Source organism: Pseudomonas arvensis, assembly GCF_056688935.1.
The window spans coordinates 3,709,961-3,735,668 of sequence record NZ_CP162038.1 but is presented as its reverse complement, the minus strand read 5'-3'; the positions used below and the strand labels follow the sequence as shown (position 1 = coordinate 3,735,668).

Below are 25,708 nucleotides of genomic sequence, written 5' to 3'. Positions count from 1 at the left end.
AGTTCCTCAAAGGCTTGACCGGCTTGTGCCAGTTCTAAGTGTTGTAATGCTGTCGCCGAGCGGTGGTTAATTCTTGTCATCGGTGACAGGAATAGAAACTAGCCCGAGTTTTTCGATAGGGCAAGAATATTTTTTATAAGCTTATTCATTTTATATGTAATTGATTTATAAGGATAAAAAATCAATATCACCAAAATGTCGCGGGCTCTCACCATTTTGACGCACTTGACAGGTTCTCAATATGAGCAACATTTCTTATTGCAAATCAGACGCTTGAGATATGCCCCTTGACGGGCCAGGGAAATAAAAATAATTGTGTTGCACCAGATTGAGTCCTGACAGTTCGGGCAACTTCCACGTTATCCAGCCTGAGTCACGTGGCAATTACCCTAGGTTCAATCGGAAAGCTGATTAGCATCAGTCAGTTATATAAGCGGTAAGGGTATGGCGGCGGTTTTCGGCACGGTTATTGAGTGCAGGAACGGCTGGCCGGGCCCGTGATGTCATGTTGTTTACGAGGTACTCCGGCCACCTGCATCAACCCTGCAGGTGAGCAACAATAATTCGAAAAAACCGTGGAGCGGCCATGCAACAGAACAGATCGCAAGTTATTGAGCGCAACGGCCTGTACGAACTCGACGCCGGCCCCGACGTCCTCGACAGCCCTCGCTACAACCACGACATGGCACCCACCAAGGTGCACGAACGCACTTGGAACAAGTGGCACATCACCGCGCTGTGGGTCGGCATGTCGATCTGCGTGCCCACGTATACATTGGGCGGCGTGCTGACTGCTTACTTTGGATTATCAGTGGGCGAGGCGCTGGTCGCGATTCTGCTGGCCAATATCGTGGTGCTGATCCCGCTGACCCTTAACGCCTTCCCCGGCACCAAGTACGGCATTCCGTTCCCGGTATTGTTGCGCTCGTCCTTTGGCATCCTCGGCTCCAACGTGCCGTGCTTGATTCGAGCGCTGGTGGCCTGTGGTTGGTTTGGTATCCAGACGATGTTTGGCGGGCTGGCGATTCACCTGTTCCTGGGCTCGATTTTCGAGGGGTGGAAGTCCCTCGGCGGTACCGGTGAAGTGATTGGCTTCATGATCTTCTGGTGCCTGAACTTGTGGGTGGTGTTGCGCGGCGCCGAGTCCATCAAGCGCCTGGAGACCTTGTCCGCACCGCTGCTGGTGGCGGTGGGGGTTGGCCTGCTGGTATGGGCGATGCCGAATGTGTCGATCAGCGAACTGATGGCGATCCCGCCCAAGCGCCCGGAAGGGGCGAGCCTCACCGGTTATTTCATGGCGGGCCTTACCGCGATGGTCGGCTTCTGGGCCACCTTGTCGCTGAACATTCCCGATTTCAGCCGCTACGCCAAAAGCCAGAAGGACCAGATCCTCGGGCAGATTTTCGGCCTGCCGCTGACCATGTTCCTGTTCGCCGCCCTCGGCGTGATCATGACCGCCGCGTCGGTGAAACTGGTGGGCGTCAGCGTGTCCGACCCGGTGACCCTGATCGGGCATATCCAGAGCCCGGTCTGGGTCGCTATCGCCATGGCGCTGATCATCATCGCGACCTTGTCCACCAACACGGCGGCGAACATCGTCTCGCCGACCAATGACTTCCAGAACATCGCGCCCAAGCTGATCAACCGCACCACGGCGGTGATCCTCACCGGGTTCGTGGGGCTGCTGCTGATGGCCCATGAACTCCTGAAAAAGCTTGGGCTGATCGTCTCCGATGTGAGCCTGGAAACGGTCTATTCCAACTGGTTGCTGGGCTATTCCAGCCTGCTTGGCCCCATCGCCGGGATCATGGTGGTGGACTACTTCATCACCCGCAAACAGCAGCTTGACCTGGCGGGGCTGTACCGCGACGACGTGTACCCGGCATGGAACTGGAGCGGCTTTGTCGCCTTTGGCGTGCCGGTGGTGCTGACCTTGCTGTCGTTGGGCAGTGACGCGTTCAGCTGGTTCTACAGCTATGGCTGGTTTACCGGTTCGGCGTTGGGCGGGGTGTTGTATTACGGCCTCAATGCCCGGCGTGGAGCCAACCCGGTCGTTGTCAATTCATAAGAAACACAAGCCTGAGGAGATCCCCATGAACGCTGCCCTCGACGTTCTGCAATCGACCCACCTGCATATCAACCGCGACCGCTTGTGGCAGTCGCTGATGGACCTGGCCAAGCTCGGCGCCACCCCCAAGGGCGGCGTGTGTCGCCTGGCCCTTACCGACCTCGACCGCAAGGCCCGCGATCTGTTTGTGCAATGGTGCGAAGGCGCCGGTTGCACGGTGACCGTCGACGGCATCGGCAATATCTTCGCGCGCCGCCCTGGCCGTAATCCCGACCTGCCGCCGGTGATGACCGGCAGCCATATCGACACCCAGCCCACGGGCGGCAAATTCGACGGTTGCTTTGGCGTGTTGGCCGGCGTGGAAGTGCTGCGCACCCTCAATGACCTGAAAGTGGAAACCGAAGCACCGCTGGAAGTGGTGGTGTGGACCAACGAGGAAGGCTCGCGCTTCCCGCCGTGCATGATGGGCTCCGGCGTGTTTGCCGAGAAATTTACCCTCGCCGAAACCCTGGCCAAGGTCGATGCACAGGGCGTCAGCGTGGGTGATGCGCTGAATGCGATTGGCTATGCGGGCACCCGGCCCGAAAGTGGGCACAAGGTCGGTGCGTATTTCGAGGCGCATATCGAACAAGGGCCGATTCTGGAGGATGAGAAGAAAACCATCGGCGTGGTCCTTGGCGCCCTCGGGCAAAAATGGTTTGACCTGAAACTGCGCGGCGTTGAGGCGCATGCCGGGCCGACGCCGATGCACCTGCGCAAGGATGCGCTGGTGGGCGCAGCAGCGGTGGTGGCGGCGGTGAATGCGGCGGCGCTGGGGCATCAGCCCCATGCGTGCGGGACCGTGGGTTGCCTGCAAGCGTACCCGGGATCGCGCAACGTGATTCCTGGCGAAGTGCGCATGACCCTGGACTTCCGTCACCTGGAACCGGCGCGGTTGGATTCGATGATTGCCGAGGTGCGCAAGGTGATTGATGACACCTGCGCCAAGCATGGCTTGAGCTTTGAAATGGAGCCCACCGCAGATTTCCCACCGCTGTATTTCGACAAAGGCTGCGTTGACGCCGTGCGCGATGCGGCGAACGGGCTGGGTTTGTCTAACATGGACATCGTCAGCGGGGCAGGGCACGACGCGATCTTCGTCGCAGAACTGGGCCCGGCGGGGATGATTTTTGTGCCGTGCGAGGGGGGTATCAGCCATAACGAAATCGAGAATGCCGCACCGGATGATTTGGCGGCGGGGTGTGCGGTGTTGTTGCGTGCGATGGTGGCCGCTTCTGCTGCAATCGCCAGCGGCAAGCTAGCGGCCTGAAATGCGGGAAAAAATGTGGGAGCGTGCGGGGCGACAAAGTAAGCCTAGATTGTAGGAAAAAAATGGCTCTGGTGATCACGTGCAAGGCGCGTCCTACTCTGTTGTACGAAGTTTCTGTTGCTGCGTTGTGTGCTCTACAGCTTGCTCTTCCAGTGTTAGTTTCCGCCGGGAAAATTTACTGCAAAGGAAGCATGTAATGCCAAATCCAATGCCGCCACCCGGTGTATCGCTCAATGAAAATATGGCCACGGCCTTTCATAAAAAGAATGTGCTGAAGGCTGGGTCAGCATTTATGTACTCTTGGTTTTATACTCAAGTCCGAAATCGTGGCCCTTGGGATTACAAACAGATTTCCAGAGAATATGAAGCGTTTGGGAACTTTCATTATGGCGCTGTTGGGATAGCTGCCGGTTTCAGCGAAGAAGTGCTTTTGCGAGCCGCGGGCCTTGCCCAGAATAGGGCAGGCTCGGGCAAGCCTGAGTTTGGTAAATGGTGGGCAGACGCTCCATTCGGTGACGATCCAATCGACCAATATTGGATCAAGGAAGGAATCAGGTATGCCCGGTTCAGGAACTACTAAAAGATCGCTGTATTCAGTTGTTACGACAATCCTGCTGCTGCTTTGCCTGGTTTACATCGGCGGCAGCTGGCTTCTTTCGGCGGGCCGCCCGCAACTGACTGAAGTGGTGCTCAGAGCGCCTCTGAACGCTGATGCATCGATCTACGGCGTCAAGGATGACCGTGGTGGCGCAACGGTTCCGTTCAGTTATCGATACTACGTTTACCGAACTTTAGCCAGCGACCGTGAAGTGTTGTCCGCGCTCAAAGAGGCGACTCCGTTTCTAATTACTCGTGACGCATCGGCCAAGGTTGTCACTCAGGGCAGCGAGATTATTGTCTCGGTCACGGGGGAGGTATCTGACTACCACAGCAGTACCTTGTATCGACATGCCGATGGCCGTGACTTCACTCCAGTCAGCGTTTTCCTCAATAGTCGGCCATAAACTTGATAATCTTGGCGGTCAGTCCGAAAGGGCTTGCTAGCGATAGGGCGACTCGATCTGGAACCTATACCCAGATCGCATCCCACAATGGATAGTCGCCAATCTTCTCTACCAATCCCGCCCGCAATGGATTGGCTACCACATACCGGGCCATCTTCACCAAATCATCTTCCTTGCGCAGTGCTCGGTCGTGAAAGCTGCCTTGCCAAAGCCGGCCCTTGCGGCCGCTTGCGCCGTTGACGGACCGCGTGCTTTTGGATTTCACCTGCCGCATCAGATCCGCCAGCGAGCCTTTGCGTAGTTCGATGAGCCAATGAAAGTGGTCCGGCATGATCACCCATGCAAGGGACTTCGCCAGCCCTTGGTACTGCGCGAGGCGGAACTGCCAGACCACCAGGCGACCGAGGTGGAAGTCGTTGAATATCGGGATGCGTTCGTGGGTGTTGGTGGTGATGAGGTAGATGCGGTCTGGTTCGCTGAAGCGACCGATGCGCAGGCGGTGTGAAGCGGGTAGGTCAGGCATTCCTTGGCCTCTCTTTTGGGGTGTTTCAAGAGGCTAGGTTGGAGGACAAGGGATTGGTCGGCAGGCTTTTGGCAGGATGTGTCTGGAAGGCCGCAATCGGGGGCAAGCCCCCTCCCACATTGGATCTGCGGTGTTCATACAATGTGTGTCTGGCGCAGGACAGTGTGGGAGGGGGCTTGCCCCCGAAGGCGGTATTTGACCCACCGCCGTCGGGGCCAGCTCTCCGTCACATTTGCCAACCGCCGCCGAGTGCGGTCAAAAGCCCCACACTTGCCTGCAACTGCCGCGTCTGCACCGCCTGTAACGTCCTCTGCGCCTGCAACGCCGCTGTCTGCGCCGTCACCACATCCAGGTAACTCACCGCGCCGGCCTGATAGCTGTTCATTGCCAGCGCCTGGGTGTGCTGCGCCGCATCCGCTACCGCTTGCTCATCCTGGGCCTCCTGCTGCAAATCCCGCAGTTGTGCCAGGTTGTCTTCCACCTCGCGTATGGCCTTCAACACCTGGCTGCGGTATTGCGCCGACGCCTCTTCAAACTCGGCTTTGGCCTGGCGTTCATTGGCGCTCAAGCGTCCGCCGTCGAAGATCGGCACGTTCATCAGCGGCCCCAACGCCCAATAGCGATTGCCAGCGGACAGCAGGTTGCCAACGCCTTGAGTCTGCCCGCCAATCAAGCCGGTCAAACTGAAGTCCGGGTACCAGGCGGCCTTGGCCACGCCGATGTTGGCGTTGGCGGCAAATACTCGACGCTCTGCCGCTGCAATATCCGGGCGCCGTTGCAACAACTGGCTCGGCAGTTGTGATGGAATCTGCGGTAGCGCGATCAACTGCCGGCTGGGCGGCAGTGAAAAATCACTCGCCGGCACGCCCACCAGTTCTGCGATGGCGTGCTCGGTAAGGTTACGTTGCCCCTGCACTTCATCCCGCTGCGCCTTGGCCTCGGCCAGTTGGTTCTGCGCACGGGTCAGGTCCAGTTCCGATGCGATCTGGCCTGCGTAACGACTGCGCGTCAGTTGCAGCGCTTGGCTGTAATCCTCCAGCGAGTTGTTGAGAATCCGGTCCTGTGCATCCAGCCCATTGAGCTGCACATACAGGGTCGCCAGTTGATGTTGCAGGCTCAGCTGCGCCACGGCCAGATCATCGCCGGACGCTTGCACCTGGGCATCGCCCGCCGCGACCTGATTGCGGATTTTGCCCCACAGGTCCAGGTCGTAGTTCAGGGCAAACCCAGCGCTGTTGCTGTTGTACACCGAAGGCTGCGTCGTGCCCCGCAGCGGTCGCGAGTCCGATTGGCGTTGGCGCAGCGGCTGCGCACTGGCGGTGATCTGCGGGAACAGTCCGGCGTGCAGTTGGCTGGCATAGGCCTGGGCTGCATCGAAGTGCGCCAAGGCCGCCGCGAGGTCCGGGTTGGCCGTGAGCAGTTGCTGTTGCAGGTTATCCAGTTGCGCGTCGTGGTAGAGCGCCCACCCTTGTGGCACCCGTTGATCGGCCGGTTGCGCGCTGTGCCATGGGCCATCGCGGGTCTGCTCGCGATACCCTGCGGGCAGGTCGATTGACGGCACTTTGTAGGTGGGCGCCATCGAGCAGCCTTGCAACGCCACTAGCACCAGTGCCGCCAGCGGTTTAAGCCTTGGGCGCATGGGTACCTCCAGCCGCTTCGGCCAATTGCACGGCGTCGCCTTCGCGCAGGGCGTCTGGCGGATTGTCGACCACGCGGTCGGCAGGTTTCAGGCCCTGGTCGATCACCAGGCGTTCGCCCAGGTCGAGGCCAATGTGGATGGTTTGCAGGTGCACATGGTTCTGTCCATCCAGTAGCGCGACTTGGGTGCCTTGGGCGCGGAAGATCAGCGCGCTGGCCGGGATACTGACGCCATGGGTGTCGGCCGGAATCGGCAGCGTGGCTTCGGCGTAATCACCGGGCAGCAGCTGGTCGTCGGGGTTGTCCACCACGAACTGCGCGAGCAGGGTGCCGGAGCGGCGATTGATGGCGGTGGAGTCGCCAATCAGCCGCGCCTTGAAGTGCTCGCCAGGGTGTTCGGGCACGGTGAGCCGGGCTTCCAGGCCGGGGTGGATCACTGCCGCGTAGTTTTGCGGCACGGGGACGTAAAGGCGCAACTGGTGCGTATCGGCGATGTTGAATAACTCCGGATCACTGTCGCTGTCGGCCTTGATCAACTGGCCGATATCGGTGTTGCGCGCAGTGATGGTGCCGGCGAACGGCGCGCGAATGGTCTTGTAGCTTTCCAGCGCCGACAGGCGTGCGTAGTCGGCAGCAGCGGCTTGGGCGTTGGCGTTGGCGGCCGCGGCGTTGGAGGTTTTTTCATCGGCTTCCTGGCGCGACACGGAGTGGCTCGCCAGCAGGTTTTGCCAGCGCGTCGCGGTGGTCGCCGCGAGGCGTGCGTTGGCCTGTTCCTGCACCAGGCGTGCGTGGGTTTGCGCCAGCTGTTGATCGAGGTCCGGGCTGTCGATTTCGCCGAGAATTTGTCCGGCTTTGACTTGGCTGCCGATGTCCGCCTTCCAGTCCTTGAGGTAACCGCTGACCCGCGCATGAATCGGCGCTTTGCTCCACGCCTCCAGGTGCGCAGGCAGGCGCAAGGTGCCACCGGCCACGTTCTGTTGGGGTTGGAATACCATCACTTGGGGAATGGCGGCGGTCTCGGTCCAGGCCGTCACCGATTGCTCGTGTAGCGTGCGGGCATGCAGGCCGTTGGCGACCAACAGGGCGGCCAGGGTCAGGCCGCCGACACCCATGAGCATCAGGCGCTTGCGCGAGGGTTTGTGATCAGGCGACATGTGGGGTTTCTCCTGCAACTTCGCGAGTAGGGTGACGCCCGTGGACAAGGCTGAAGACCACGGGAACAAACAACAGGGTGGCGACTGTGGCGAAGATCAAGCCACCGATCACCGCTCGGCCCAGCGGCGCGTTTTGCTCCTCGGACAGCGCCAGGGGCAACATGCCGATGATCATCGCCAGGGCCGTCATGCACACCGGGCGAAAGCGTGTGTAGCCGGCCTCCAGTGCGGCTTTCAACGCATCGCCATGTTCGGCCAGGCGCTCACGGCAGAAACTCACCACCAGGATCGAGTTGGCGGTGGCCACGCCCATGCACAGGATCGCGCCGGTCAAGGCGGGCACCGACAGCGAGGTGCCACTGAGGAACAGCATCCACACAATCCCCGCCAATGCTGCCGGCAACGCGGTGATGATCACGAACGGGTCGGCCCAGGATTGGAAATTGACCACGATCAGCAGATAGATCAGCACCACCGCACCGAGCAGGCCGAAGCTCAGGCCGCTGAAGGCTTCATGCAGCGCGTCGATTTGCCCATGCAGGCTGATCGACGCGCCCTTGGGGCGCAGGGCCGCGGTGTCATCCAGCACCTTTTGCACGTCGCGGGCCACGCCACCGAGGTCGCGGCCTTGCACGTTGGCGTACAGGTCCAGGGTCGGTTCGATGTTGTAGTGGGTCACCACCGCCGAGCTTTGCACGCGAGAAATGGTAGCCACGCCGCCAAGGATTTGTGATTGGCCGTCGGCGCCGGTCACTGGCAAGGCTTCCAGCGACGGCAGGCTGTCGAGGCGATATTGCGGGGTGGCGGCGACGATGGAGTACGACACGCCGTTGGCCGGGTTGAGCCAGAAGGTCGGCGCGGTTTGCGAGCTGCCGGCCAGCGACGCGACCATGCTGTTGGTCACGTCGCGCTCGGTAATGCCCAGGCCGTTGGCGCGCAGGCGGTCGACATTCACTTGCAGCGACGGGTAGCCGGTGGATTGCTGGATACGCAGGTCGGCAATGCCCGGCACATGTTGCAGGCGGCGCTCAAGCTCTATGGCATACGCACGGTTTTCGGCATCGTTGCGCCCGGAGATTTTCACGTCCAGCGGGGCGGGTGCGCCGAAGTTGAGGATCTGGCTGCTGATGTCGGCGGGCAGGAAGGCGAAGTGGCTGCCGGGGAAGCTTTGCGGCAGCGCTTCACGCAGTTTTTTCACGTAGTCGGCGGTGGGCGCGTGGTGTTGTTTAAGGCTGACCTGGATGTCGCCATCCTGGGGGCCGATGGTGCCGCTGCTGCTGTAGGCCATGTCGATGCCGCTGAGCGGGATGCCGATGTTGTCGACGATGGTATCCAGTTCTGCGGCCGGGATTACTTCGCGGATCCGCGCTTCTATGCGGTCGAAGGCGGCGGCACTTTCCTCGATGCGCGTGCCCAGCGGCAGGCGCACGTGAAGGGCGAGAGCGCCGGCGTCGGTGGCCGGGAAGAAGTCCTGGCCCAAGCTTGGCAGCAGCAGGAACGACGCCAGCACGCAGGCCAGGAAGCCGATGATAAAGCGCTTGCGATGACCCAGTGCGAGCGTCAGCAAGCCGTGGTAAGTGTCGCGGGTATTCGAGAAATGGCGCTCGAAACCCTGCTGGAAATTCAGCACTGCTTGCAGCGCGCGATGTCGTGGTTGGGTGTGCTGCTCGCCCTCATGGTGATTGATGAAGTCATCTTCCGGATGATGCCCGGCACCTTGCTCCGGCGTGTGTGGCTTGAGCAGGAACATCGCCAGCGTCGGCACCAAGGTGCGCGAGAGGACGAAGGAACTGGCCATGGCAAAAATCACCGCCAGGGCCATCGGCCGGAACAGGTAACCGGCGATGCCCTGCAGCATGAACATCGGCACGAACACGATGCAGATGCACAGCAGCGACACAAACGCCGGGCCGACAATTTGCGCGGCGCCGTCGAGGATCGCGGTCTTCACCGCCTTGCCTTGTTCCAGGTGCCAGTTGATGTTCTCGATGGTCACCGTGGCGTCATCCACCAGAATCCCCACCGCCAGCGCGAGACCGCCGAGGGTCATGACGTTGAGGGTTTGCCCGCTGACAGCCAGCAGCGCGATTGCCGAGAGCACTGCCAGGGGAATCGAGGCGGCAATGATCAGGGTCGAGCGCCAGCTGCCGAGGAACAGCAGGATCATTGCACTGGTCAGCAGTGCGGCGATGATGCCTTCCTGGGCCACGCTGCCCACCGATTGTTTGACGAATACCGAGGCGTCGCCCAACAGGGACGTCTTGAGCGACGGTGGCAGCGTCTCATTGATGCGCGGCAGCATTCCACGGATACCGTCGATGATCGACAGGGTGGAGATGCTGCCGTTCTTCAGCGCCGGCATCAGCACGGCGCGATGGCCGTCGACACGCACGATGTTGGTCTGCGGGGGCGAACCGTCGCGCACGTGGGCGACCTGGCCGATGGTGATCAACGCGCCGTCGACGGTCTTGATCGGCAGGTCGTTGAGTTCATCGATGGCCTTGGGGCTGTTGTTGAGCAGGATCGTGTATTCGTTGGGGCCGAGCTTGGCGGTGCCCACCGGGATGATCTGGTTCTGCAGGGCCAGGGCATCGCCCACGTCCTGCGCCGACAGGCCTTTGGCCGCCAGCGCCTGCGGGTCAAGGTCCAGGGTAATCTGCCGCTGCTTGCCACCCATCGGCGTGGGCATCGCCAGGCCGGGCAGGGCGCTTAACGGCAGGCGAATGTTGTTCTGCACCAGGTCGCGGATCCTGGCTTCCGACAGGCTCGGGCTGGAAAAGGCCATTTGCAGGATCGGCACCGTGGATGCGCTGTAGTTGAGGATCAGCGGCGGCGTGATACCCGGCGGCATCTGCTTGAGTACGGTTTGTGACACGGCGGTCACTTGGGCATTGGCGGTGCGAATATCGACGCCGGGTTGGAAGAATATTTTCACGATGCCCATGCCTGGCAGGGATTGCGATTCGATATGTTCGATGTCGTTGACGGTGGTGCTCAGGGAGCGTTCGTAGGTGTAGATCACCCGGCCGGCCATGGCGTCCGGCGACAGGCCGTTGTACTGCCAGACCACGGCGACCACAGGGATACCGATATCGGGGAACACGTCCGTGGGGGTACGCAGGGCCGCCATCGGCCCGATGATGCAGATGAATATGGCCAACACGATAAACGTGTAGGGCTTGTGCAGTGCGGTCTTTACCAGCCCGAGCATGCGTGAACCTCCGAGGGAGCAGGATTGCAAACCCCGGCAGTCTTGCCCGACCCACCTAACACGCACCTTTCAGCCAGGTGAAGGAACATTTAGGTACGGGCTGAAGATCGTTTCATATGGATTCATTTGTTCTACACAGGGCTGCTGGCCAAGCTTGTCACCCATCGGACACATCGTCTTTTTTGGAGCCCTGCCATGTCACTTAAACCACTGTTGTTGATCCCTGCTCTAGGTGCCGTATTGCTGTTGTCGGCGTGCGCCGGCCCGATCCCCAAGGCGGACCCGAGCGAGGCCTGGATTGGTCTGAGGGAGGAGGCGCCGAATGATTTGCTGGCCGAGCGCGTGGACGGCAAGCGCGTGGATGACGGGCGCTATTTCGAAGTGACGCCGGGGGATCATCGTCTGGACGTGACACTTTACGAAGAGGAGCCGGGCGACGACAACCAGCGGGACTGCCAGGGCCGGGTCGAGTACCAGGGCTTCAAGGCGGGTGAACACTACACGCTGGTAGAGTCGAGCCTGGGCACGACCGTGCGCGCATCCTTGAAGGATGGTCACGGCAAGGAAGTCGCGGCGACTCAGGACTTCAATTGCATGCCTGGCTAGGCGTGGTGTATCGCAGCCTTCAGCGGCTTGGCCGGTTTGACGTGGGGATGATGGTGCCGACGGGTAATGCGTAACACCCCCCACAACATGGCGCCGGCTACCGCCAGCCAACCGCAGATCAACATCACAATCGTTGTTGCAAGGCTCATTCAGGCCTCCTTTTACCCCGCAGGGGGCACACACAGTCTTCTCAATGGACAGTCTAGCTACCCGGCGGTTGCCTGCTATTGACCAATGGTCGTGTTCGTCCAACTTGTTTGCTCTATCCCAGGCGCCAGACCCCGGTTTTGGGCTATACCCGCGTGGCGTGGCGCCCTATGATCAGGACCCTTACCGGCAGTTGATCAAGAGAGTACAAAATTGCGGTTACGGTCGAACGTTAAATCATCCCTGTTGCTGGCCTGCGCCATGGGCCTTACGGCCTGTTCCGGGCATCCGTCGAAACTGCCGGGCTTGCCGGAGCGCGTCGAACTCAATGGTGTGCCGACCTTTCGCAGCGAGGCTTATCAGAGCGGACCTACGGCATTAGCCAGCATGCTGTCGCAACAAGGCATTGTCATGACACCGGGCTTGCTGGATAAACCACTGCGGTTACCGGGCGGCGAAGCGGACCTGGAGCGCAACATGCAGGTGCTGGCCCGTGAGTACGGGCTGATGGTGTATCCGCTGGATGCCAGGCTGACGGCCGTACTGGCGCAGGTGGCGGCGGGTTATCCGGTGATGGCGCGCGTCGGCGGCGGGCTGTGGTCGGATGCGCACTATGTGGTCGTGGTGGGCTTCAATCAGCAGAAAAGCACGGTGCTGCTGCGCTCGGGCATGGACCGGCGCTTGTTGATGAGCTTCAGCGACTTTGAATCGAAGTGGGCAAGCGCGGGGCACTGGGCGATCCTCACCCAGCGTCCGAGCCAGTTGCCGGCGAATGTGGATACCCAGCGCTGGCGCGACGCGGCGAATGCCACGGCCCAGGCCGGGCAGGAACGGGCGGCGGCGCAGGCGCTTAAAGTGTTGTCAGAAAGAAAGTAAAAAAAACGGCGCTCGATGCGCCGTTTTTTTATGCGCGGGTTATCGACGCACTTCTGCGGCGTTCGGGCGATTCTTCAGATTCTTGTCGGCCTTGTAGCGCAACGCCACGTCCGGCACCGAGCCGCCTTTGCCGGTCTCGACCCAGCTGCGAATACGGCTGGCATCGGCGAAGTGGGTGAATTTGCCGAACGCATCCAGGATCACCAGCGACACCGGGCGATTGCCCATGGTGGTCACCAGCACCAGGCAATGGCCAGCCTGGTTGGTGAAGCCGGTCTTGGTCAGCTTGATGTCCCAGTTGGCGCGGTTGATCAGGTGGTCAGTGTTGGAGAAACCCAAGATGTAGTTGGGCTTGCGGAACGCAACGGTCTTTTCCTTGGTGGTGCTCAACTGGCTGAGCAGCGGGTAGTGGCGTGCGGCAGCCAGCAGCTTGCTGAGGTCGCGGGCGGTGGACACGTTGTGGATCGACAGGCCGGTGGGCTCAACATAGTGAGTACTGGTCATGCCCAGCGCCTTGGCCTTGGCGTTCATCGCCGCGATAAACGCCGGGTAGCCGCCCGGATAATGGTGGGCCAGGCTGGCGGCGGCGCGGTTTTCCGAGGACATCAGGGCGATCAGCAGCATTTCCTTGCGGGGCATTTCGCTGCCGATTTTCACGCGGGAGAACACGCCTTTCATTTCTGGCGTGTCCTTGATGTTGATGTCGATGTACTCGTCCATGTTCTGCTTGGCTTCAAGCACGATCAGGCCGGTCATCAACTTGCTTACCGACGCAATCGGCACCACTACATCGGGGTTGCTGGCATAGATGACTTTATTGGTTTGCAGGTCGACCAGCATGGCGCTGCCGGACGCGATCTGCAGTTTGGACGGATCGCGCGGTGCCTGGGTGGATTCGGCGGCGTGCGCAAAGGTGCCTGTGAAAGCGAAAAATAGGCTGACGATAGAAAGACGAATTTTCACGCGGATGAACTCGCTAAAAAGTAGGAAATACCGTTGAGTAACGGTTTTTTTGATAAATGCCGTTACATTTTAGGAGTATGGACGATGGACTGTCGAATGTTCTTCTAAAACCAGACGAAAGTGCTTAAAAACTAAGAAAAACAGGTTTTTTTCGGGCAATAAAAAGCCCTGCGATAAGGCAGGGCTTTTTCAGTACGCCTGGTTATTAACCGTGCAGGGTTTCTGCGGCGTACAGGGTATTTTCCAGCAGGCAGGCACGGGTCATCGGGCCAACGCCGCCGGGCACCGGGGTGATCCAGCCGGCGCGGGGCAGGGCAGTTTCATACACCACGTCGCCTACCAGCTTGCCGTCTTCCTGGCGGTTGATGCCCACGTCGATAACAATCGCGCCTTCCTTGATCCACTCACCCTTGACCAGGCCCGGCTTGCCGGCGGCCACGACGACCAGGTCAGCGCGACCGACGTGGCCGGCCAGATCCTTGGTGAAGCGGTGGGTCACGGTCACGGTGCAGCCGGCCAGCAGCAATTCCATGGCCATTGGGCGGCCGACGATGTTGGAGGCGCCCACGACCACGGCGTCCAGGCCATAGAGGTCGACACCGGTGCTTTCCAGCAGGGTCATGATGCCTTTTGGTGTGCACGGGCGCAGCAGCGGGATGCGCTGGGCCAGGCGGCCGACGTTATAAGGGTGGAAACCGTCGACGTCTTTGTCCGGGCGGATGCGCTCCAGCAACTTGGACGCGTCCAGGTGCTCGGGCAGTGGCAGTTGCAGGAGGATGCCGTCGATCGCCGGGTTGTCGTTGAGGCCATCGATCAGGTCGGTGAGCGCCTCTTGGGTGGTGGCGGCAGGCAGGTCGTAGGCCTTGGATATAAAGCCGACCTCTTCGCAGTCTTTACGCTTGTGCGAGACATAAACCTGAGAGGCAGGATCGCTGCCGACCAGGATCACCGCGAGGCCCGGTGTGCGCAGGCCTTGCTGGCTGCGCTCGGTGACTCGTTTGGCGATCTGCTGGCGCAGGCTGGCGGCGATTGATTTGCCGTCGATAAGTTGTGCAGTCATTACGCGTGATTAACCATCGAGAGGGGGAGGAAAAGTGCGCGCATTCTCGCACGCCACGGCGCGAGGGCAAAGGCGCTTGGTCTGCAAATTGGCCTAACCCCTTAAATAAAATGAATTTTTTTCAAAAAAGATTTGACGGGTTTCCAGGCCCTCTATACTATTCGTCGCACTTGTCGGGCACAGCCTAGCACTGGTTAAGAAGGTCGAGCAGAATTGTTGTACTGCGAGGCTGGAAGCACTTAGTTTGTAATCCTCCAAGAGTACAGATTAATAAGGCGCCCGTAGCTCAGCTGGATAGAGCATCCGCCTTCTAAGCGGATGGTCGCAGGTTCGAGTCCTGCCGGGTGCGCCATTAGGCAGCTTTGGCACAAGTAGCGTTATATGGTGGGCGTAGCTCAGTTGGTAGAGCACGGGATTGTGACTCCCGTTGTCGAGGGTTCGATCCCCTTCGTCCACCCCATATTTTGAAAAGGCGCCAGATTAATCGTCTGGCGCCTTTGCTTTAAGAGCTTCAAGCGCGGATGTGGTGGAATTGGTAGACACACTGGATTTAGGTTCCAGCGCCGCGAGGCGTAAGAGTTCGAGTCTCTTCATCCGCACCAATTAAAGCTTTGCCAGGCCGTCAGGCGAGGTAGGGTTCAACAAAGAAGATGTTCGAGTTCTTTGTTAATGCAATATGGTGGGCGTAGCTCAGTTGGTAGAGCACGGGATTGTGACTCCCGTTGTCGAGGGTTCGATCCCCTTCGTCCACCCCATATTTGAAAAAGCGCCAGATTAATCATCTGGCGTTTTTTTTTTTTGCATCCGAAAAAGCAGGGGCTCGTTTCTGCGGGCATTTGCGGGCATCGAGTCGCGTGAGGATTCGCGGATTCCGGGTGTCAAGAAAAAAACAAGCATTCTCAATGCCTTGGCGTTAGAATCGTTGCCGGTTTTGAACGTGTAGAACTGATGCTCGGCTATATAGAGGTCAGCACCGCTATTAAATAGCGATAACGGCGCAGTACCTGAAAAAGGGCTGTGCCGTTTTTGTTTGAGCGTTTCGAGTTTCCAGGGCAGGGCGCTTCGTCGTATTTGTGTTTCGCGATGCTGCGGCCGGCCTGTCGGTCTTGCTTGCAAGGTCGGCGGTCAGGGTTTGTTTGCGCACCCTTCTATATTCTATATATAGAAGGGCTGGCGCAGAGCCCTGGCTTGATGAGCTGTATTTGCTAATGGGCGCAGGTGCATGCGTGCACTTGAACCTACAAATGGCCTGCTGTTTTTTTACCCGTTTCCAGTAGGGTGACTTCTTGAGTTTGACCCTCTAGAATGCATGCCCTTGATTCTGGGGTCGGAAACGGCCGGCTAACGTCTGTGCAACGAGGAATATTCATGCAAGTTTCTGTTGAAAATACTACTGCTATTGAGCGCCGCCTGAGCATCACCGTGCCGGCAGAGCGTATCGAAACTGCGGTCAACAAGCGTCTGCAGCAGACTGCCCAAAAGGCCAAAATCGCTGGTTTCCGTCCGGGCAAAGTGCCAATGAGCGAAATCAAGCGCCGTTTTGGTGCCGATGCGCGTCAGGAAGCGGTAGGTGACGTGATCCAGGCTTCCTTCTACGAAGCCGTTGTTGAGCACAAGCTGAACCCGGCTGGTTCACCTTCGATCGAGCCTAAGTCCCTGGAAGCTGGCAAGGACCTGGAATACGTTGCCGTATTCGAAGTGTTCCCAGAGTTCGAAGTGGCCGGTTTTGACGGTATCGAAATCGAGCGCCTGAGCGCCGAAGTTGCTGATTCCGACCTGGACAACATGCTGGAAATCCTGCGCAAGCAGAACACCCGTTTCGAAGTGGCCGATCGTGCCGCCCAGAACGAAGACCAACTGAACATCGATTTTGTTGGCAAGGTTGACGGCGAAGTATTCGCTGGCGGCTCCGCCAAGGGCACTCAGCTGGTGCTGGGTTCCAACCGCATGATTCCTGGTTTCGAGGACGGCCTGGTTGGCGCCAAAGCCGGCGAAGAGCGTGTTCTGAGCCTGGCTTTCCCTGCTGACTACCAGAACCTGGACCTGGCTGGCAAAGCTGTCGAGTTCACCGTGACTGTCAACAGCGTTTCCGAGCCTAAGCTGCCCGAGCTGAACGAAGAGTTCTTTGCTCAGTTCGGTATCAAGGAAGCCACTCTCGAAGGTTTCCGCACCGAAGTTCGCAAGAACATGGAGCGCGAGCTGCGTCAGGCGATCAAGTCCAAGGTCAAGAACCAGGTCATGGACGGTCTGCTGGCCGCCAACCCGATCGAAGTGCCTAAGGCTCTGCTGTCCAACGAAGTGGATCGCCTGCGCGTTCAAGCGGTTCAGCAGTTTGGTGGCAACATCAAGCCTGACCAACTGCCGGCCGAGCTGTTCGAAGAACAAGCCAAGCGTCGCGTTGTGCTGGGTCTGGTCGTGGCCGAAGTGGTCAAGCAGTTCGACCTCAAGCCTGACGAAGACCGCGTTCGCGAAATGATCCAGGAAATGGCTTCGGCCTACCAGGAGCCTGAGCAGGTTGTGGCTTGGTACTACAAGAACGACCAGCAACTGAACGAAGTACGTTCGGTTGTGCTGGAAGAACAAGTTGTGGATACTGTTCTGCAGAAGGCTAAGGTGACCGATAAAGCGGTCTCTTACGAAGAAGCAGTCAAGCCGGCGGAAGCAGCACAAGCCGACTGATTGTCCAACTCGTTGGAAATTCAACCATAAGCCAGCCTCGCGCTGGCTTATGCGTTTTCAAGACATGACTATTTGGGAGTAACTGCAGAGCATGTTCCGTAATTCCTATATTCAGCAGAACTCTGATATCCAGGCCGCAGGCGGCCTGGTCCCGATGGTTGTCGAGCAGTCCGCTCGTGGCGAACGCGCCTACGACATCTACTCGCGCCTGCTCAAGGAGCGAGTGATCTTTCTGGTGGGCCCGGTAGAGGACTACATGGCCAACCTGATCTGTGCGCAGCTGCTGTTCCTTGAAGCGGAAAACCCGGACAAGGACATCCATCTCTACATCAACTCGCCGGGCGGTTCGGTAACAGCAGGCATGTCGATCTACGACACCATGCAGTTCATCAAGCCGAATGTCTCGACGACCTGCATTGGCCAGGCCTGCAGCATGGGTGCGTTCCTGCTGACGGCGGGTGCCGAGGGCAAGCGTTACTGCCTGCCGAACTCGCGTGTGATGATTCACCAGCCACTGGGCGGCTTCCAGGGCCAGGCGTCGGACATCGAAATCCATGCCAAGGAAATCCTCTTCATCCGCGAGCGTCTCAACACGCTGATGGCCAAGCACAGCGGGCATACCCTCGAAGAAATCGAGCGCGACACCAACCGCGACAACTTCATGAGCGCCGAAGCCGCACGTGCATACGGGTTGATCGACGCAGTGATCGAAAAGCGCCCCGCTTAATATAAGCCGCTCAAAATAGGGCTGGTCGGCGTGTCCGATCATCGGCGGGCTTGAAAAAGCCCGCATAAGCCTTCATCTTGTGTTGCAAGCCTATCGGATTTGGATCGAACGAATGACTGACACCCGCAACGGCGAGGACAACGGCAAGCTGCTCTATTGCTCCTTCTGTGGCAAAAGCCAGCATGAAGTACGCAAGTTGATTGCCGGCCCCTCGGTCTTTATCTGCGACGAGTGCGTCGACCTGTGCAATGACATCATCCGTGAGGAGGTGCAGGAAGCCCAGGCCGAAAGCAGCGCGCATAAATTGCCTTCGCCTAAAGAAATCAGCGGCATCCTTGATCAATACGTGATTGGTCAAGAGCGTGCAAAGAAGGTTCTGGCCGTAGCGGTGTACAACCACTACAAACGTCTGAACCAGCGTGACAAGAAAGGCGACGAAGTCGAACTCGGCAAGAGCAACATCTTGCTGATCGGTCCTACAGGCTCGGGTAAAACCCTGCTTGCAGAAACCCTCGCTCGTCTGTTGAATGTTCCGTTCACCATCGCCGACGCCACCACCCTCACCGAGGCTGGCTACGTGGGTGAGGACGTTGAGAACATCATTCAGAAACTGCTGCAGAAGTGCGACTACGACGTAGAGAAAGCCCAGATGGGTATTGTCTACATCGACGAAATCGACAAGATCTCGCGCAAGTCTGACAACCCGTCGATCACTCGGGATGTTTCCGGTGAAGGCGTGCAGCAGGCCCTGTTGAAACTGATCGAAGGCACGGTAGCTTCCGTACCGCCACAAGGCGGCCGCAAGCACCCGCAGCAGGAATTCCTTCAGGTAGATACGCGCAACATCCTGTTTATCTGTGGCGGTGCATTCTCCGGGCTGGAAAAAGTTATCCAGCAACGTTCTACCCGGGGCGGTATCGGTTTCAGTGCAGAAGTGCGCAGCAAGGAAGAAGGCAAGAAGGTGGGCGAGTCCCTGCGTGAAGTCGAGCCTGACGATCTGGTCAAGTTCGGTCTGATCCCCGAATTCGTTGGCCGTTTGCCGGTCCTGGCCACGTTGGACGAGTTGGATGAGGCTGCTCTGATTCAGATCCTCACCGAGCCGAAAAACGCCCTGACCAAGCAATATGCCAAGCTGTTTGAGATGGAAGGTGTGGACCTTGAGTTCCGTACTGACGCACTCAAGTCGGTAGCCAAGCGAGCGCTGGAGCGCAAGACCGGTGCACGTGGTCTGCGTTCTATCCTTGAAGGCGTGTTGCTCGACACCATGTATGAAATCCCCTCGCAGTCCGAGGTGAGTAAAGTGGTGATCGACGAAAGCGTTATAGAAGGTAAGTCCAAGCCACTGTATATCTACGAAAACAGTGAGCCGACTGCCAAGGCTGCGCCAGACGCGTAAGCGTTTCGCAGTTTAGGTACAAACAAGGGGCCCCTAGGGCCCCTTTGTTTTTTGCGCGAGTTTTTATCCTGACGCGTTTACTGCGTTTAACTGCTGGCAATAAGCTTGTTTTTTTTGCATGCAGCCCCCATCTTGGTTTCAAGCTTATTTTTGAACTGTCATAGAGGCGAAATCATGAAGACAACCATTGAATTGCCTCTCCTGCCGTTGCGTGATGTCGTCGTCTATCCGCACATGGTTATCCCGCTGTTCGTGGGGCGCGAGAAGTCTATCGAAGCCCTTGAGGCAGCGATGACGGGCGACAAGCAGATCCTGCTGTTGGCCCAGAGAAATCCTGCTGATGATGATCCAGGCGAAGACGCCCTGTATCGCGTCGGTACCATTGCCACCGTTCTGCAACTGCTGAAACTGCCTGATGGCACCGTCAAGGTGCTGGTGGAAGGCGAGCAACGTGGGGCGGTAGAGCGTTTCATGGAGGTGGATGGTCACCTGCGCGCCGAAGTGGCGCTGATCGACGAAGTCGAAGCCCCTGAGCGCGAATCCGAGGTTTTTGTACGCAGCCTGCTCTCGCAGTTCGAGCAGTATGTGCAGTTGGGCAAAAAAGTCCCGGCTGAAGTCCTGTCTTCCCTCAACAGCATTGATGAGCCAAGCCGCCTGGTCGACACCATGGCCGCGCACATGGCGCTGAAGATCGAGCAGAAGCAAGACATCCTCGAAATCATCGACCTGTCGGCCCGTGTTGAACACGTGCTGGCGTTGCTGGATGCGGAGATCGACCTGTTGCAGGTTGAAAAGCGCATCCGTGGTCGTGTGAAGAAGCAAATGGAGCGCAGCCAGCGCGAGTACTACCTGAATGAGCAGATGAAGGCCATTCAGAAAGAGCTCGGCGACAGCGAGGATGGCCACAACGAAATCGAAGAGCTGAAAAAGCGCATCGATGCCGCCGGCCTGCCGAAAGACGCCCTGACCAAGGCCAATGCCGAGCTGAACAAGCTCAAGCAGATGTCGCCGATGTCCGCTGAAGCCACTGTGGTGCGTTCGTACATTGACTGGCTGGTGCAGGTGCCGTGGAAGGCTCAGACCAAGGTGCGTCTGGACCTGACCCGTGCCGAAGAAATTCTCGACGCCGATCACTATGGCCTTGAAGAAGTCAAAGAACGGATCCTCGAATACCTCGCCGTGCAAAAGCGTGTGAAGAAAATTCGTGGTCCGGTGTTGTGCCTGGTTGGTCCTCCGGGGGTCGGTAAAACCTCCCTGGCCGAGTCGATTGCCAGTGCCACCAACCGCAAATTCGTACGCATGGCCCTCGGCGGTGTGCGTGATGAGGCGGAAATCCGTGGTCATCGCCGGACTTACATCGGTTCGATGCCAGGAAGATTGATTCAAAAGATGACAAAAGTGGGAGTGCGCAACCCGCTGTTCCTGCTCGATGAAATCGACAAAATGGGCAGCGACATGCGTGGCGATCCGGCATCGGCGTTGCTGGAAGTGCTCGACCCTGAACAAAATCACAACTTCAACGACCATTACCTGGAAGTCGACTACGACTTGTCCGACGTAATGTTCCTGTGCACCTCCAATTCCATGAACATTCCACCGGCCTTGCTGGACCGGATGGAGGTGATTCGTCTGCCGGGCTACACCGAAGACGAGAAGATCAATATCGCGGTCAAATACCTCGCGCCCAAGCAGATTTCGGCCAACGGCCTGAAGAAGGGCGAGATCGAATTTGACATCGAAGCGATCCGCGACATCGTGCGTTACTACACCCGCGAGGCCGGTGTACGGGGCCTTGAGCGCCAGATCGCGAAGATTTGCCGCAAGGCGGTCAAAGAGCACGCGCTGGAAAAACGCTTCTCGGTGAAGGTCGTGGCCGACTCCCTGGAGCACTTCCTGGGCGTGAAGAAATTCCGCTACGGCCTGGCCGAGCAGCAGGATCAGGTAGGGCAGGTGACTGGCCTGGCGTGGACCCAGGTGGGCGGCGAGTTGCTGACCATCGAAGCCGCGGTGATTCCGGGTAAAGGCCAATTGATCAAGACCGGTTCCCTGGGTGACGTGATGGTCGAATCCATCACCGCCGCGCAGACCGTGGTGCGCAGCCGCGCCAGGAGCCTGGGGATTCCCCTGGACTTCCACGAGAAGCACGACACCCACATCCACATGCCGGAAGGGGCGACGCCTAAAGACGGCCCTAGCGCTGGCGTAGGCATGTGCACGGCGCTGGTGTCGGCATTGACCGGCATTCCGGTGCGTGCCGATGTGGCTATGACTGGGGAAATCACCCTGCGTGGTCAAGTATTGGCGATCGGTGGTCTGAAAGAGAAATTGCTTGCCGCACATCGGGGTGGTATCAAGACTGTGATCATTCCTGAAGAGAATGTTCGCGACTTGAAGGAAATTCCTGACAACATCAAGCAGGATCTTCAGATTAAACCGGTTAAATGGATTGACGAGGTCCTGCAAATTGCGCTGCAATACGCGCCGGAGCCCTTGCCGGATGTGGCCCCGGAGATAGTTGCCAAGGACGAAAAACGAGAGTCTGATTCCAAGGAAAGAATTAGCACGCATTAATGTGAATAAGCTTGGTGGCTTCCTTGACAGCTTTTTAGAGCCCTTGTTATAAAGCGGCTCTTAAGTGTCTGTAGGCCATTCAGCACTGATTTTTGCTGTTTACCAAAAAACTTAGAATCATACTCAATAGATATATAAGGGGACTTAGAGTGAACAAGTCGGAACTGATTGATGCTATCGCTGCATCCGCTGATATCCCGAAAGCTGCTGCTGGCCGTGCGCTGGATGCAGTAATCGAATCCGTCACTGGCGCTCTGAAGGCCGGCGACTCCGTGGTACTGGTAGGCTTCGGTACTTTCTCTGTGACTGACCGCCCAGCTCGCACTGGCCGCAACCCACAGACTGGCAAAGCACTGGAAATCGCTGCTGCCAAGAAACCAGGTTTCAAAGCCGGTAAAGCCCTGAAAGAAGCCGTCAACTAAGCTTCGATCAAGCCTTTGCTACCCGGGTCGGACGCAGGTCTGGCCTGGCAGCGGAGCGGCAGCTGACCCACCTATCCATTGGGTCGCCACGCCGGGGGTGCAGGTTCAACCCCCCGTCCGCTCCGCCAGTTACGAGAAGGCGCATCCTCGGATGCGCCTTTCTTCTATCCGGACTCTACCCACGCTCCACGGTTGCCAATTTTTGAAGTTCAACCGTTTCTGGGGGACGCATGCTGCAAAATATCAGGGACAATTCACAAGGCTGGATTGCCAAGACCATTATCGGGATCATCGTCGCATTGATGGCGTTCACCGGTATCGAGGCCATTTTCCAGGCTTCGGGTAATAACAAGCAGGACGTGGCCAAGGTCAACGGTGAAGAAATCACCCAGACCGAGCTGAGCCAGGCCGTCGACATGCAACGTCGCCAGCTGATGCAACAGTTGGGCAAGGATTTCGATGCTTCGCTGCTGGACGAAAAACTGCTGCGCGAAGCGGCCCTCAAAGGCCTGATCGATCGCAAGCTGCTGCTGCAAGGCGCCGCCGATTCCAAATTCGGTTTCTCTGAAGCTGCATTGGACCAAGTGATCCTGCAAACGCCGGAATTCCAGGTCGACGGCAAGTTCAGCGCCGAACGCTTTGACCAGGTGATCCGTCAGTTGGGCTACAGCCGTCTGCAGTTCCGTCAGATGATGACCCAGGAAATGCTGATCGGCCAGGTTCGCGCAGGCATTGCCGGCAGCGGTTTCGTCACCGATGCCGAAGTGCTCGCATTCGCCCGTCTGGAAAAACAGACCCGCGATTTCGCCACCGTCAACATCAAGGCCAACCCTGCGGCGGTGAAACTCGCCGACGACGAGGTCAAGGCTTACTACGACCAGCACGCCAAAGAGTTCATGACCCCGGACCAGGTGGTCATCGACTATCTGGAATTGAAGAAGTCTTCCTTCTTCGACCAGGTCAACGTCAAGGACGATGAGCTGCAGGCTGCCTACGAGAAGGAAACCGCCAACCTCGCTGAACAGCGTCGTGCCGCGCACATCCTGATTGAAGTCAATGACAAGGTCACCGAGGCGCAAGCCAAGGCCAAGATCGAAGACATCCAGGCGCGCCTGGCCAAGGGTGAGAAGTTCGAAGCCCTGGCCAAGGAGTTCTCCCAGGACCCAGGTTCGGCCAACAATGGCGGTGACCTCGGCTTTGCCGGCCCTGGCGTTTATGACCCGGACTTCGAAACCGCGCTGTACGGATTGAAGCAAGACCAGGTGTCGGCGCCAGTGCGCACTACCTTCGGTTTGCATCTGATCAAGTTGCTGGGCGTTGAGGCGCCTGAAGTGCCATCGTTCGCCAGCCTGAAAGACAAGCTGACCCGCGAGCTCAAGGCACAGCAGGTTGAACAGCGTTTTGTCGAAGCGACCAAGCAATTGGAAGATGCGGCATTCGAAGCGTCGGACCTGGCTCAACCTGCCTCCGACCTGAAGCTGACCGTGCACACCTCCGCGCCGTTTGGCCGTGAAGGTGGCGAAGGTGTTGCGGCCAACCGTGCCGTGGTCACCGCAGCGTTCAGCCCGGAAGTGCTGGATGAAGGTGCCAACAGCACCGCCATTGAGCTGGACCCGGAAACCATCATCGTGCTGCGTGCCAAAGAGCACCGCAAACCGGCGCAACTGCCGCTGGAAAGCGTTGCCGCGGCAATCCGCACCCAGATGGCCAAGGAGCGCGCCAGCGCGGCTGCCAAGACTCACGCTGACGAGCTGATCGCCAGCCTGCGTGATGGCAAGACGCCGCTGAACCAACCGGTTGACGGCCAGGCGTGGAAAGTCACTGAAGCGGCTAGCCGCAGTGCGGAAGCGATCGATCCTGCCGTGCTGCAAGCCCTGTTCCGCATGCCTAAGCCTGCGGCCAAGGACAAGCCGACCTTCACCACCGTGACCCTGGCTGACGGTAGCCTGGCGATCGTGCGCTTGAACGGTGTGAATGAAGCTGCAGCCCCATCGGACGAAGAAAAGGCGCAATACCGCCAATACCTCGCTTCCCGTGTCGGCCAGCAAGACTTCGCGGCGTACCGCAAGCAGTTGGAAACCCAGGCTGACATCAAGAAGTTCTGATGGCGGTTTGAATAAAAAACCCCCGGCCTGAAAAGACCGGGGGTTTTTTTATGTCCACTGTTTTATCGGTGCTTGGCCACGGCCAGGAGCATCAATCCCACCACCGCCCACGGGAACGCACTGACGCCCCAGCGCTGCAGCAGGAGGCCGCCTATCAGGCCGCCGCCAGCAATTCCCAGGTTCCACACGGTCACCAGCATCGACTGCGCGGCATCCGCCGATTCCCCTGCTGATTTGGCCAGCGCTGTTTGCAGCAAAGCCGGCAGACCGCCGAACGCGAGGCCCCATAACGCGACAGCGATGTACACCGCCACCGGCACGTCGATCCAAAACACCAGCGCCAAGCCGATCAGGCCAAACAATGCGCAACTGATCAGCAGCAGTGTGCGCAGCCACCGGTCAATCAATACCCCGGTCAGCCAGATGCTCAGCAGCGCGGCGAGGCCAAACACCAGCAGCACCCGGTCGATGTCGGTGGCAAGTGCGGCGGGCACCAGCAATGGAGCGATGTAGGTATAGAGAATGTTGTGGGCCAAGACGTAGGTAAAGGTCACCCACAACACAGGGCGGATGCCGGGCAATGCAAGTACTTGGCGTAATCCCAGGCGCTTGCCCGTCGGTTGACCCGCGAAGTCGGGCAGTTGCCAGCGAGCCCATATCAGCAGCACCAGCGTGAGGCCGGTCATGATCGCAAAGCTCAGTCGCCAGCCAACGGCCGCACCGAGCCAGGTTCCCGCTGGCACGCCCAGGGACAAGGCCAGTGGTGCGCCGAGCATTGCCACGGCGATTGCCCGGCCTTGCAAATGTGGCGCGACCATTCTGCTGGCGTAACCCGCCAGTAGCGCCCAAAGCAGTCCGGCAAACACCCCGGCAAAAAAACGCGCCACCAGCGTCAGCCCATAGTGGCTGGAGAAGGCCGTTACGCTGTTGACCAAGGCAAAGCCGCCGATGGCGATCAGCAGCAGCGGACGTCTGCGCCAACCTCGGGTCAGCAGCGTGAGTGGGATGGCTGCCAATAACGATCCAAGGGCGTAGAGGGTGACCAGTTGGCCAACCAGTGCTGGCGACACGCCGAGGCCTTCGCCCATCTGCGGTAGCAGCCCGGCGGGCATGGCTTCGGTGAGGATGGTGATGAATCCCGCCGAGGCCAGGGCCAGCAGGCCGCCCAAAGGCAGGGATTCGTGTCGGGCTGTGGCGGCGGCATCAGCCAGTGAAGCGTTAGAGCTCATAGCGCTGTTTCCATGCGAAA

At 58.9% G+C, this 25,708-nt stretch carries 20 protein-coding genes and 4 tRNA genes; 16 read left to right on the top strand and 8 right to left on the bottom strand.

What is annotated here, in order from left to right:
* The first annotated feature begins 586 nt into the window (after positions 1-586).
* The 4 genes from AB3G88_RS16675 (at position 587) to AB3G88_RS16660 (ending at position 4,381) form a co-directional block, all read left to right on the top strand.
* Positions 587-2,068, top strand: coding sequence for an NCS1 family nucleobase:cation symporter-1 (locus AB3G88_RS16675; protein WP_158876821.1), 1,482 nt, complete (start codon positions 587-589; stop codon positions 2,066-2,068).
* A 25-nt stretch (positions 2,069-2,093) separates the two neighbouring features.
* A complete protein-coding gene (locus tag AB3G88_RS16670; protein ID WP_480450766.1) occupies positions 2,094-3,377 on the top strand; it encodes a Zn-dependent hydrolase in 1,284 nt (427 codons plus the stop codon).
* A 196-nt stretch (positions 3,378-3,573) separates the two neighbouring features.
* Positions 3,574-3,957, top strand: coding sequence for a polymorphic toxin type 44 domain-containing protein (locus tag AB3G88_RS16665; RefSeq protein ID WP_244653864.1), 384 nt, complete (start codon positions 3,574-3,576; stop codon positions 3,955-3,957).
* Entirely contained in the window at positions 3,935-4,381 is a 447-nt protein-coding gene (locus tag AB3G88_RS16660; protein WP_099586634.1) for a hypothetical protein, read from the top strand. Before AB3G88_RS16665 ends, AB3G88_RS16660 begins: the two co-directional genes overlap by 23 nt.
* 64 nt (positions 4,382-4,445) lie before the next feature.
* Here the strand turns inward: AB3G88_RS16660 and AB3G88_RS16655 are convergent, their stop codons facing one another.
* The 4 genes from AB3G88_RS16655 to AB3G88_RS16640 all read right to left on the bottom strand — a co-directional run bounded on the left by AB3G88_RS16655 (position 4,446) and on the right by AB3G88_RS16640 (position 10,907).
* Entirely contained in the window at positions 4,446-4,904 is a 459-nt protein-coding gene (locus AB3G88_RS16655) for an REP-associated tyrosine transposase (RefSeq protein ID WP_250924796.1), read from the bottom strand.
* A gap of 226 nt (positions 4,905-5,130) precedes the next feature.
* Positions 5,131-6,543, bottom strand: coding sequence for an efflux transporter outer membrane subunit (locus AB3G88_RS16650; RefSeq protein ID WP_480450763.1), 1,413 nt, complete (start codon positions 6,541-6,543; stop codon positions 5,131-5,133).
* Positions 6,527-7,696 (bottom strand): efflux RND transporter periplasmic adaptor subunit, encoded by a 1,170-nt coding sequence (locus AB3G88_RS16645; RefSeq protein ID WP_480450761.1) that lies wholly within the window; start codon positions 7,694-7,696, stop codon positions 6,527-6,529. The genes AB3G88_RS16650 and AB3G88_RS16645 overlap by 17 nt, the downstream gene beginning before the upstream one ends.
* Complete coding sequence (locus AB3G88_RS16640) at positions 7,686-10,907, bottom strand: efflux RND transporter permease subunit (RefSeq protein WP_480450759.1); 3,222 nt, start codon at positions 10,905-10,907, stop codon at positions 7,686-7,688. The genes AB3G88_RS16645 and AB3G88_RS16640 overlap by 11 nt, the downstream gene beginning before the upstream one ends.
* 195 nt (positions 10,908-11,102) lie before the next feature.
* Between AB3G88_RS16640 and AB3G88_RS16635 the strand changes: the two genes are divergently transcribed.
* Positions 11,103-11,513, top strand: coding sequence for a PA0061/PA0062 family lipoprotein (locus AB3G88_RS16635; protein WP_099586639.1), 411 nt, complete (start codon positions 11,103-11,105; stop codon positions 11,511-11,513).
* On the opposite strand, the gene AB3G88_RS16630 is transcribed toward AB3G88_RS16635, so the two are convergent.
* Positions 11,510-11,662, bottom strand: coding sequence for a hypothetical protein (locus AB3G88_RS16630; protein ID WP_178075418.1), 153 nt, complete (start codon positions 11,660-11,662; stop codon positions 11,510-11,512). The two genes, AB3G88_RS16635 and AB3G88_RS16630, sit on opposite strands and share 4 nt — an antisense overlap.
* Positions 11,663-11,921: 259 nt before the next feature.
* Between AB3G88_RS16630 and AB3G88_RS16625 the strand changes: the two genes are divergently transcribed.
* Complete coding sequence (locus AB3G88_RS16625) at positions 11,922-12,536, top strand: C39 family peptidase (RefSeq protein ID WP_480450756.1); 615 nt, start codon at positions 11,922-11,924, stop codon at positions 12,534-12,536.
* A gap of 39 nt (positions 12,537-12,575) precedes the next feature.
* On the opposite strand, the gene pbpG is transcribed toward AB3G88_RS16625, so the two are convergent.
* Both pbpG and folD read right to left on the bottom strand, forming a co-directional pair.
* Complete coding sequence (pbpG, locus tag AB3G88_RS16620; protein ID WP_480450754.1) at positions 12,576-13,499, bottom strand: D-alanyl-D-alanine endopeptidase; 924 nt, start codon at positions 13,497-13,499, stop codon at positions 12,576-12,578.
* Between the two features lie 205 nt (positions 13,500-13,704).
* The gene (gene folD, locus AB3G88_RS16615; protein ID WP_095184382.1) at positions 13,705-14,559 is read right to left on the bottom strand and encodes a bifunctional methylenetetrahydrofolate dehydrogenase/methenyltetrahydrofolate cyclohydrolase FolD; all 855 of its coding nucleotides are present in this window, start codon (positions 14,557-14,559) and stop codon (positions 13,705-13,707) included.
* Positions 14,560-14,834: 275 nt separating this feature from the next.
* On the opposite strand from folD, the gene AB3G88_RS16610 reads away from it, so the two are divergent.
* The 10 genes from AB3G88_RS16610 to AB3G88_RS16565 all read left to right on the top strand — a co-directional run bounded on the left by AB3G88_RS16610 (position 14,835) and on the right by AB3G88_RS16565 (position 24,459).
* Positions 14,835-14,911, top strand: a tRNA-Arg gene (locus AB3G88_RS16610).
* 32 nt (positions 14,912-14,943) lie between these two features.
* Positions 14,944-15,019, top strand: a tRNA-His gene (locus AB3G88_RS16605).
* A gap of 57 nt (positions 15,020-15,076) precedes the next feature.
* Positions 15,077-15,161 (top strand) — tRNA-Leu (locus AB3G88_RS16600).
* A gap of 77 nt (positions 15,162-15,238) precedes the next feature.
* Positions 15,239-15,314 (top strand) — tRNA-His (locus tag AB3G88_RS16595).
* A gap of 613 nt (positions 15,315-15,927) precedes the next feature.
* Entirely contained in the window at positions 15,928-17,238 is a 1,311-nt protein-coding gene (gene tig, locus AB3G88_RS16590; protein WP_099586642.1) for a trigger factor, read from the top strand.
* 91 nt (positions 17,239-17,329) lie between these two features.
* The gene (gene clpP / locus AB3G88_RS16585) at positions 17,330-17,965 is read left to right on the top strand and encodes an ATP-dependent Clp endopeptidase proteolytic subunit ClpP (RefSeq protein ID WP_083357884.1); all 636 of its coding nucleotides are present in this window, start codon (positions 17,330-17,332) and stop codon (positions 17,963-17,965) included.
* A gap of 112 nt (positions 17,966-18,077) precedes the next feature.
* Positions 18,078-19,361 (top strand): ATP-dependent Clp protease ATP-binding subunit ClpX, encoded by a 1,284-nt coding sequence (gene clpX / locus AB3G88_RS16580; RefSeq protein WP_003238279.1) that lies wholly within the window; start codon positions 18,078-18,080, stop codon positions 19,359-19,361.
* Positions 19,362-19,535: 174 nt separating this feature from the next.
* A complete protein-coding gene (gene lon, locus AB3G88_RS16575) occupies positions 19,536-21,932 on the top strand; it encodes an endopeptidase La (RefSeq protein ID WP_122306535.1) in 2,397 nt (798 codons plus the stop codon).
* A 149-nt stretch (positions 21,933-22,081) separates the two neighbouring features.
* Positions 22,082-22,354 carry an HU family DNA-binding protein gene (locus AB3G88_RS16570; protein WP_099586644.1) on the top strand — a complete coding sequence of 91 codons (273 nt, stop codon included), beginning with the start codon at positions 22,082-22,084 and terminating at the stop codon, positions 22,352-22,354.
* A 230-nt stretch (positions 22,355-22,584) separates the two neighbouring features.
* Positions 22,585-24,459, top strand: a complete 1,875-nt coding sequence (locus tag AB3G88_RS16565) for a SurA N-terminal domain-containing protein (protein ID WP_480450750.1) — start codon at positions 22,585-22,587, stop codon at positions 24,457-24,459.
* Positions 24,460-24,521: 62 nt separating this feature from the next.
* Here the strand turns inward: AB3G88_RS16565 and AB3G88_RS16560 are convergent, their stop codons facing one another.
* Complete coding sequence (locus tag AB3G88_RS16560; RefSeq protein WP_112196013.1) at positions 24,522-25,688, bottom strand: MFS transporter; 1,167 nt, start codon at positions 25,686-25,688, stop codon at positions 24,522-24,524.
* Positions 25,689-25,708 lie beyond the last annotated feature (20 nt).

What these genes read in the sequence shown, in the direction of transcription:
- AB3G88_RS16675 (WP_158876821.1), top strand. Translation starts at nt 587, where the DNA reads ATGCAACAGAACAGATCGCAAGTTATTGAGCGCAACGGCCTGTACGAA.
- AB3G88_RS16670 (WP_480450766.1), top strand. Translation starts at nt 2,094, where the DNA reads ATGAACGCTGCCCTCGACGTTCTGCAATCGACCCACCTGCATATCAAC.
- AB3G88_RS16665 (WP_244653864.1), top strand. Translation starts at nt 3,574, where the DNA reads ATGCCAAATCCAATGCCGCCACCCGGTGTATCGCTCAATGAAAATATG.
- AB3G88_RS16660 (WP_099586634.1), top strand. Translation starts at nt 3,935, where the DNA reads ATGCCCGGTTCAGGAACTACTAAAAGATCGCTGTATTCAGTTGTTACG.
- AB3G88_RS16655 (WP_250924796.1), bottom strand. Translation starts at nt 4,904, where the DNA reads ATGCCTGACCTACCCGCTTCACACCGCCTGCGCATCGGTCGCTTCAGC.
- AB3G88_RS16650 (WP_480450763.1), bottom strand. Translation starts at nt 6,543, where the DNA reads ATGCGCCCAAGGCTTAAACCGCTGGCGGCACTGGTGCTAGTGGCGTTG.
- AB3G88_RS16645 (WP_480450761.1), bottom strand. Translation starts at nt 7,696, where the DNA reads ATGTCGCCTGATCACAAACCCTCGCGCAAGCGCCTGATGCTCATGGGT.
- AB3G88_RS16640 (WP_480450759.1), bottom strand. Translation starts at nt 10,907, where the DNA reads ATGCTCGGGCTGGTAAAGACCGCACTGCACAAGCCCTACACGTTTATC.
- AB3G88_RS16635 (WP_099586639.1), top strand. Translation starts at nt 11,103, where the DNA reads ATGTCACTTAAACCACTGTTGTTGATCCCTGCTCTAGGTGCCGTATTG.
- AB3G88_RS16630 (WP_178075418.1), bottom strand. Translation starts at nt 11,662, where the DNA reads ATGAGCCTTGCAACAACGATTGTGATGTTGATCTGCGGTTGGCTGGCG.
- AB3G88_RS16625 (WP_480450756.1), top strand. Translation starts at nt 11,922, where the DNA reads ATGGGCCTTACGGCCTGTTCCGGGCATCCGTCGAAACTGCCGGGCTTG.
- folD (WP_095184382.1), bottom strand. Translation starts at nt 14,559, where the DNA reads ATGACTGCACAACTTATCGACGGCAAATCAATCGCCGCCAGCCTGCGC.
- tig (WP_099586642.1), top strand. Translation starts at nt 15,928, where the DNA reads ATGCAAGTTTCTGTTGAAAATACTACTGCTATTGAGCGCCGCCTGAGC.
- clpP (WP_083357884.1), top strand. Translation starts at nt 17,330, where the DNA reads ATGTTCCGTAATTCCTATATTCAGCAGAACTCTGATATCCAGGCCGCA.
- clpX (WP_003238279.1), top strand. Translation starts at nt 18,078, where the DNA reads ATGACTGACACCCGCAACGGCGAGGACAACGGCAAGCTGCTCTATTGC.
- lon (WP_122306535.1), top strand. Translation starts at nt 19,536, where the DNA reads ATGAAGACAACCATTGAATTGCCTCTCCTGCCGTTGCGTGATGTCGTC.
- AB3G88_RS16565 (WP_480450750.1), top strand. Translation starts at nt 22,585, where the DNA reads ATGCTGCAAAATATCAGGGACAATTCACAAGGCTGGATTGCCAAGACC.
- AB3G88_RS16560 (WP_112196013.1), bottom strand. Translation starts at nt 25,688, where the DNA reads ATGAGCTCTAACGCTTCACTGGCTGATGCCGCCGCCACAGCCCGACAC.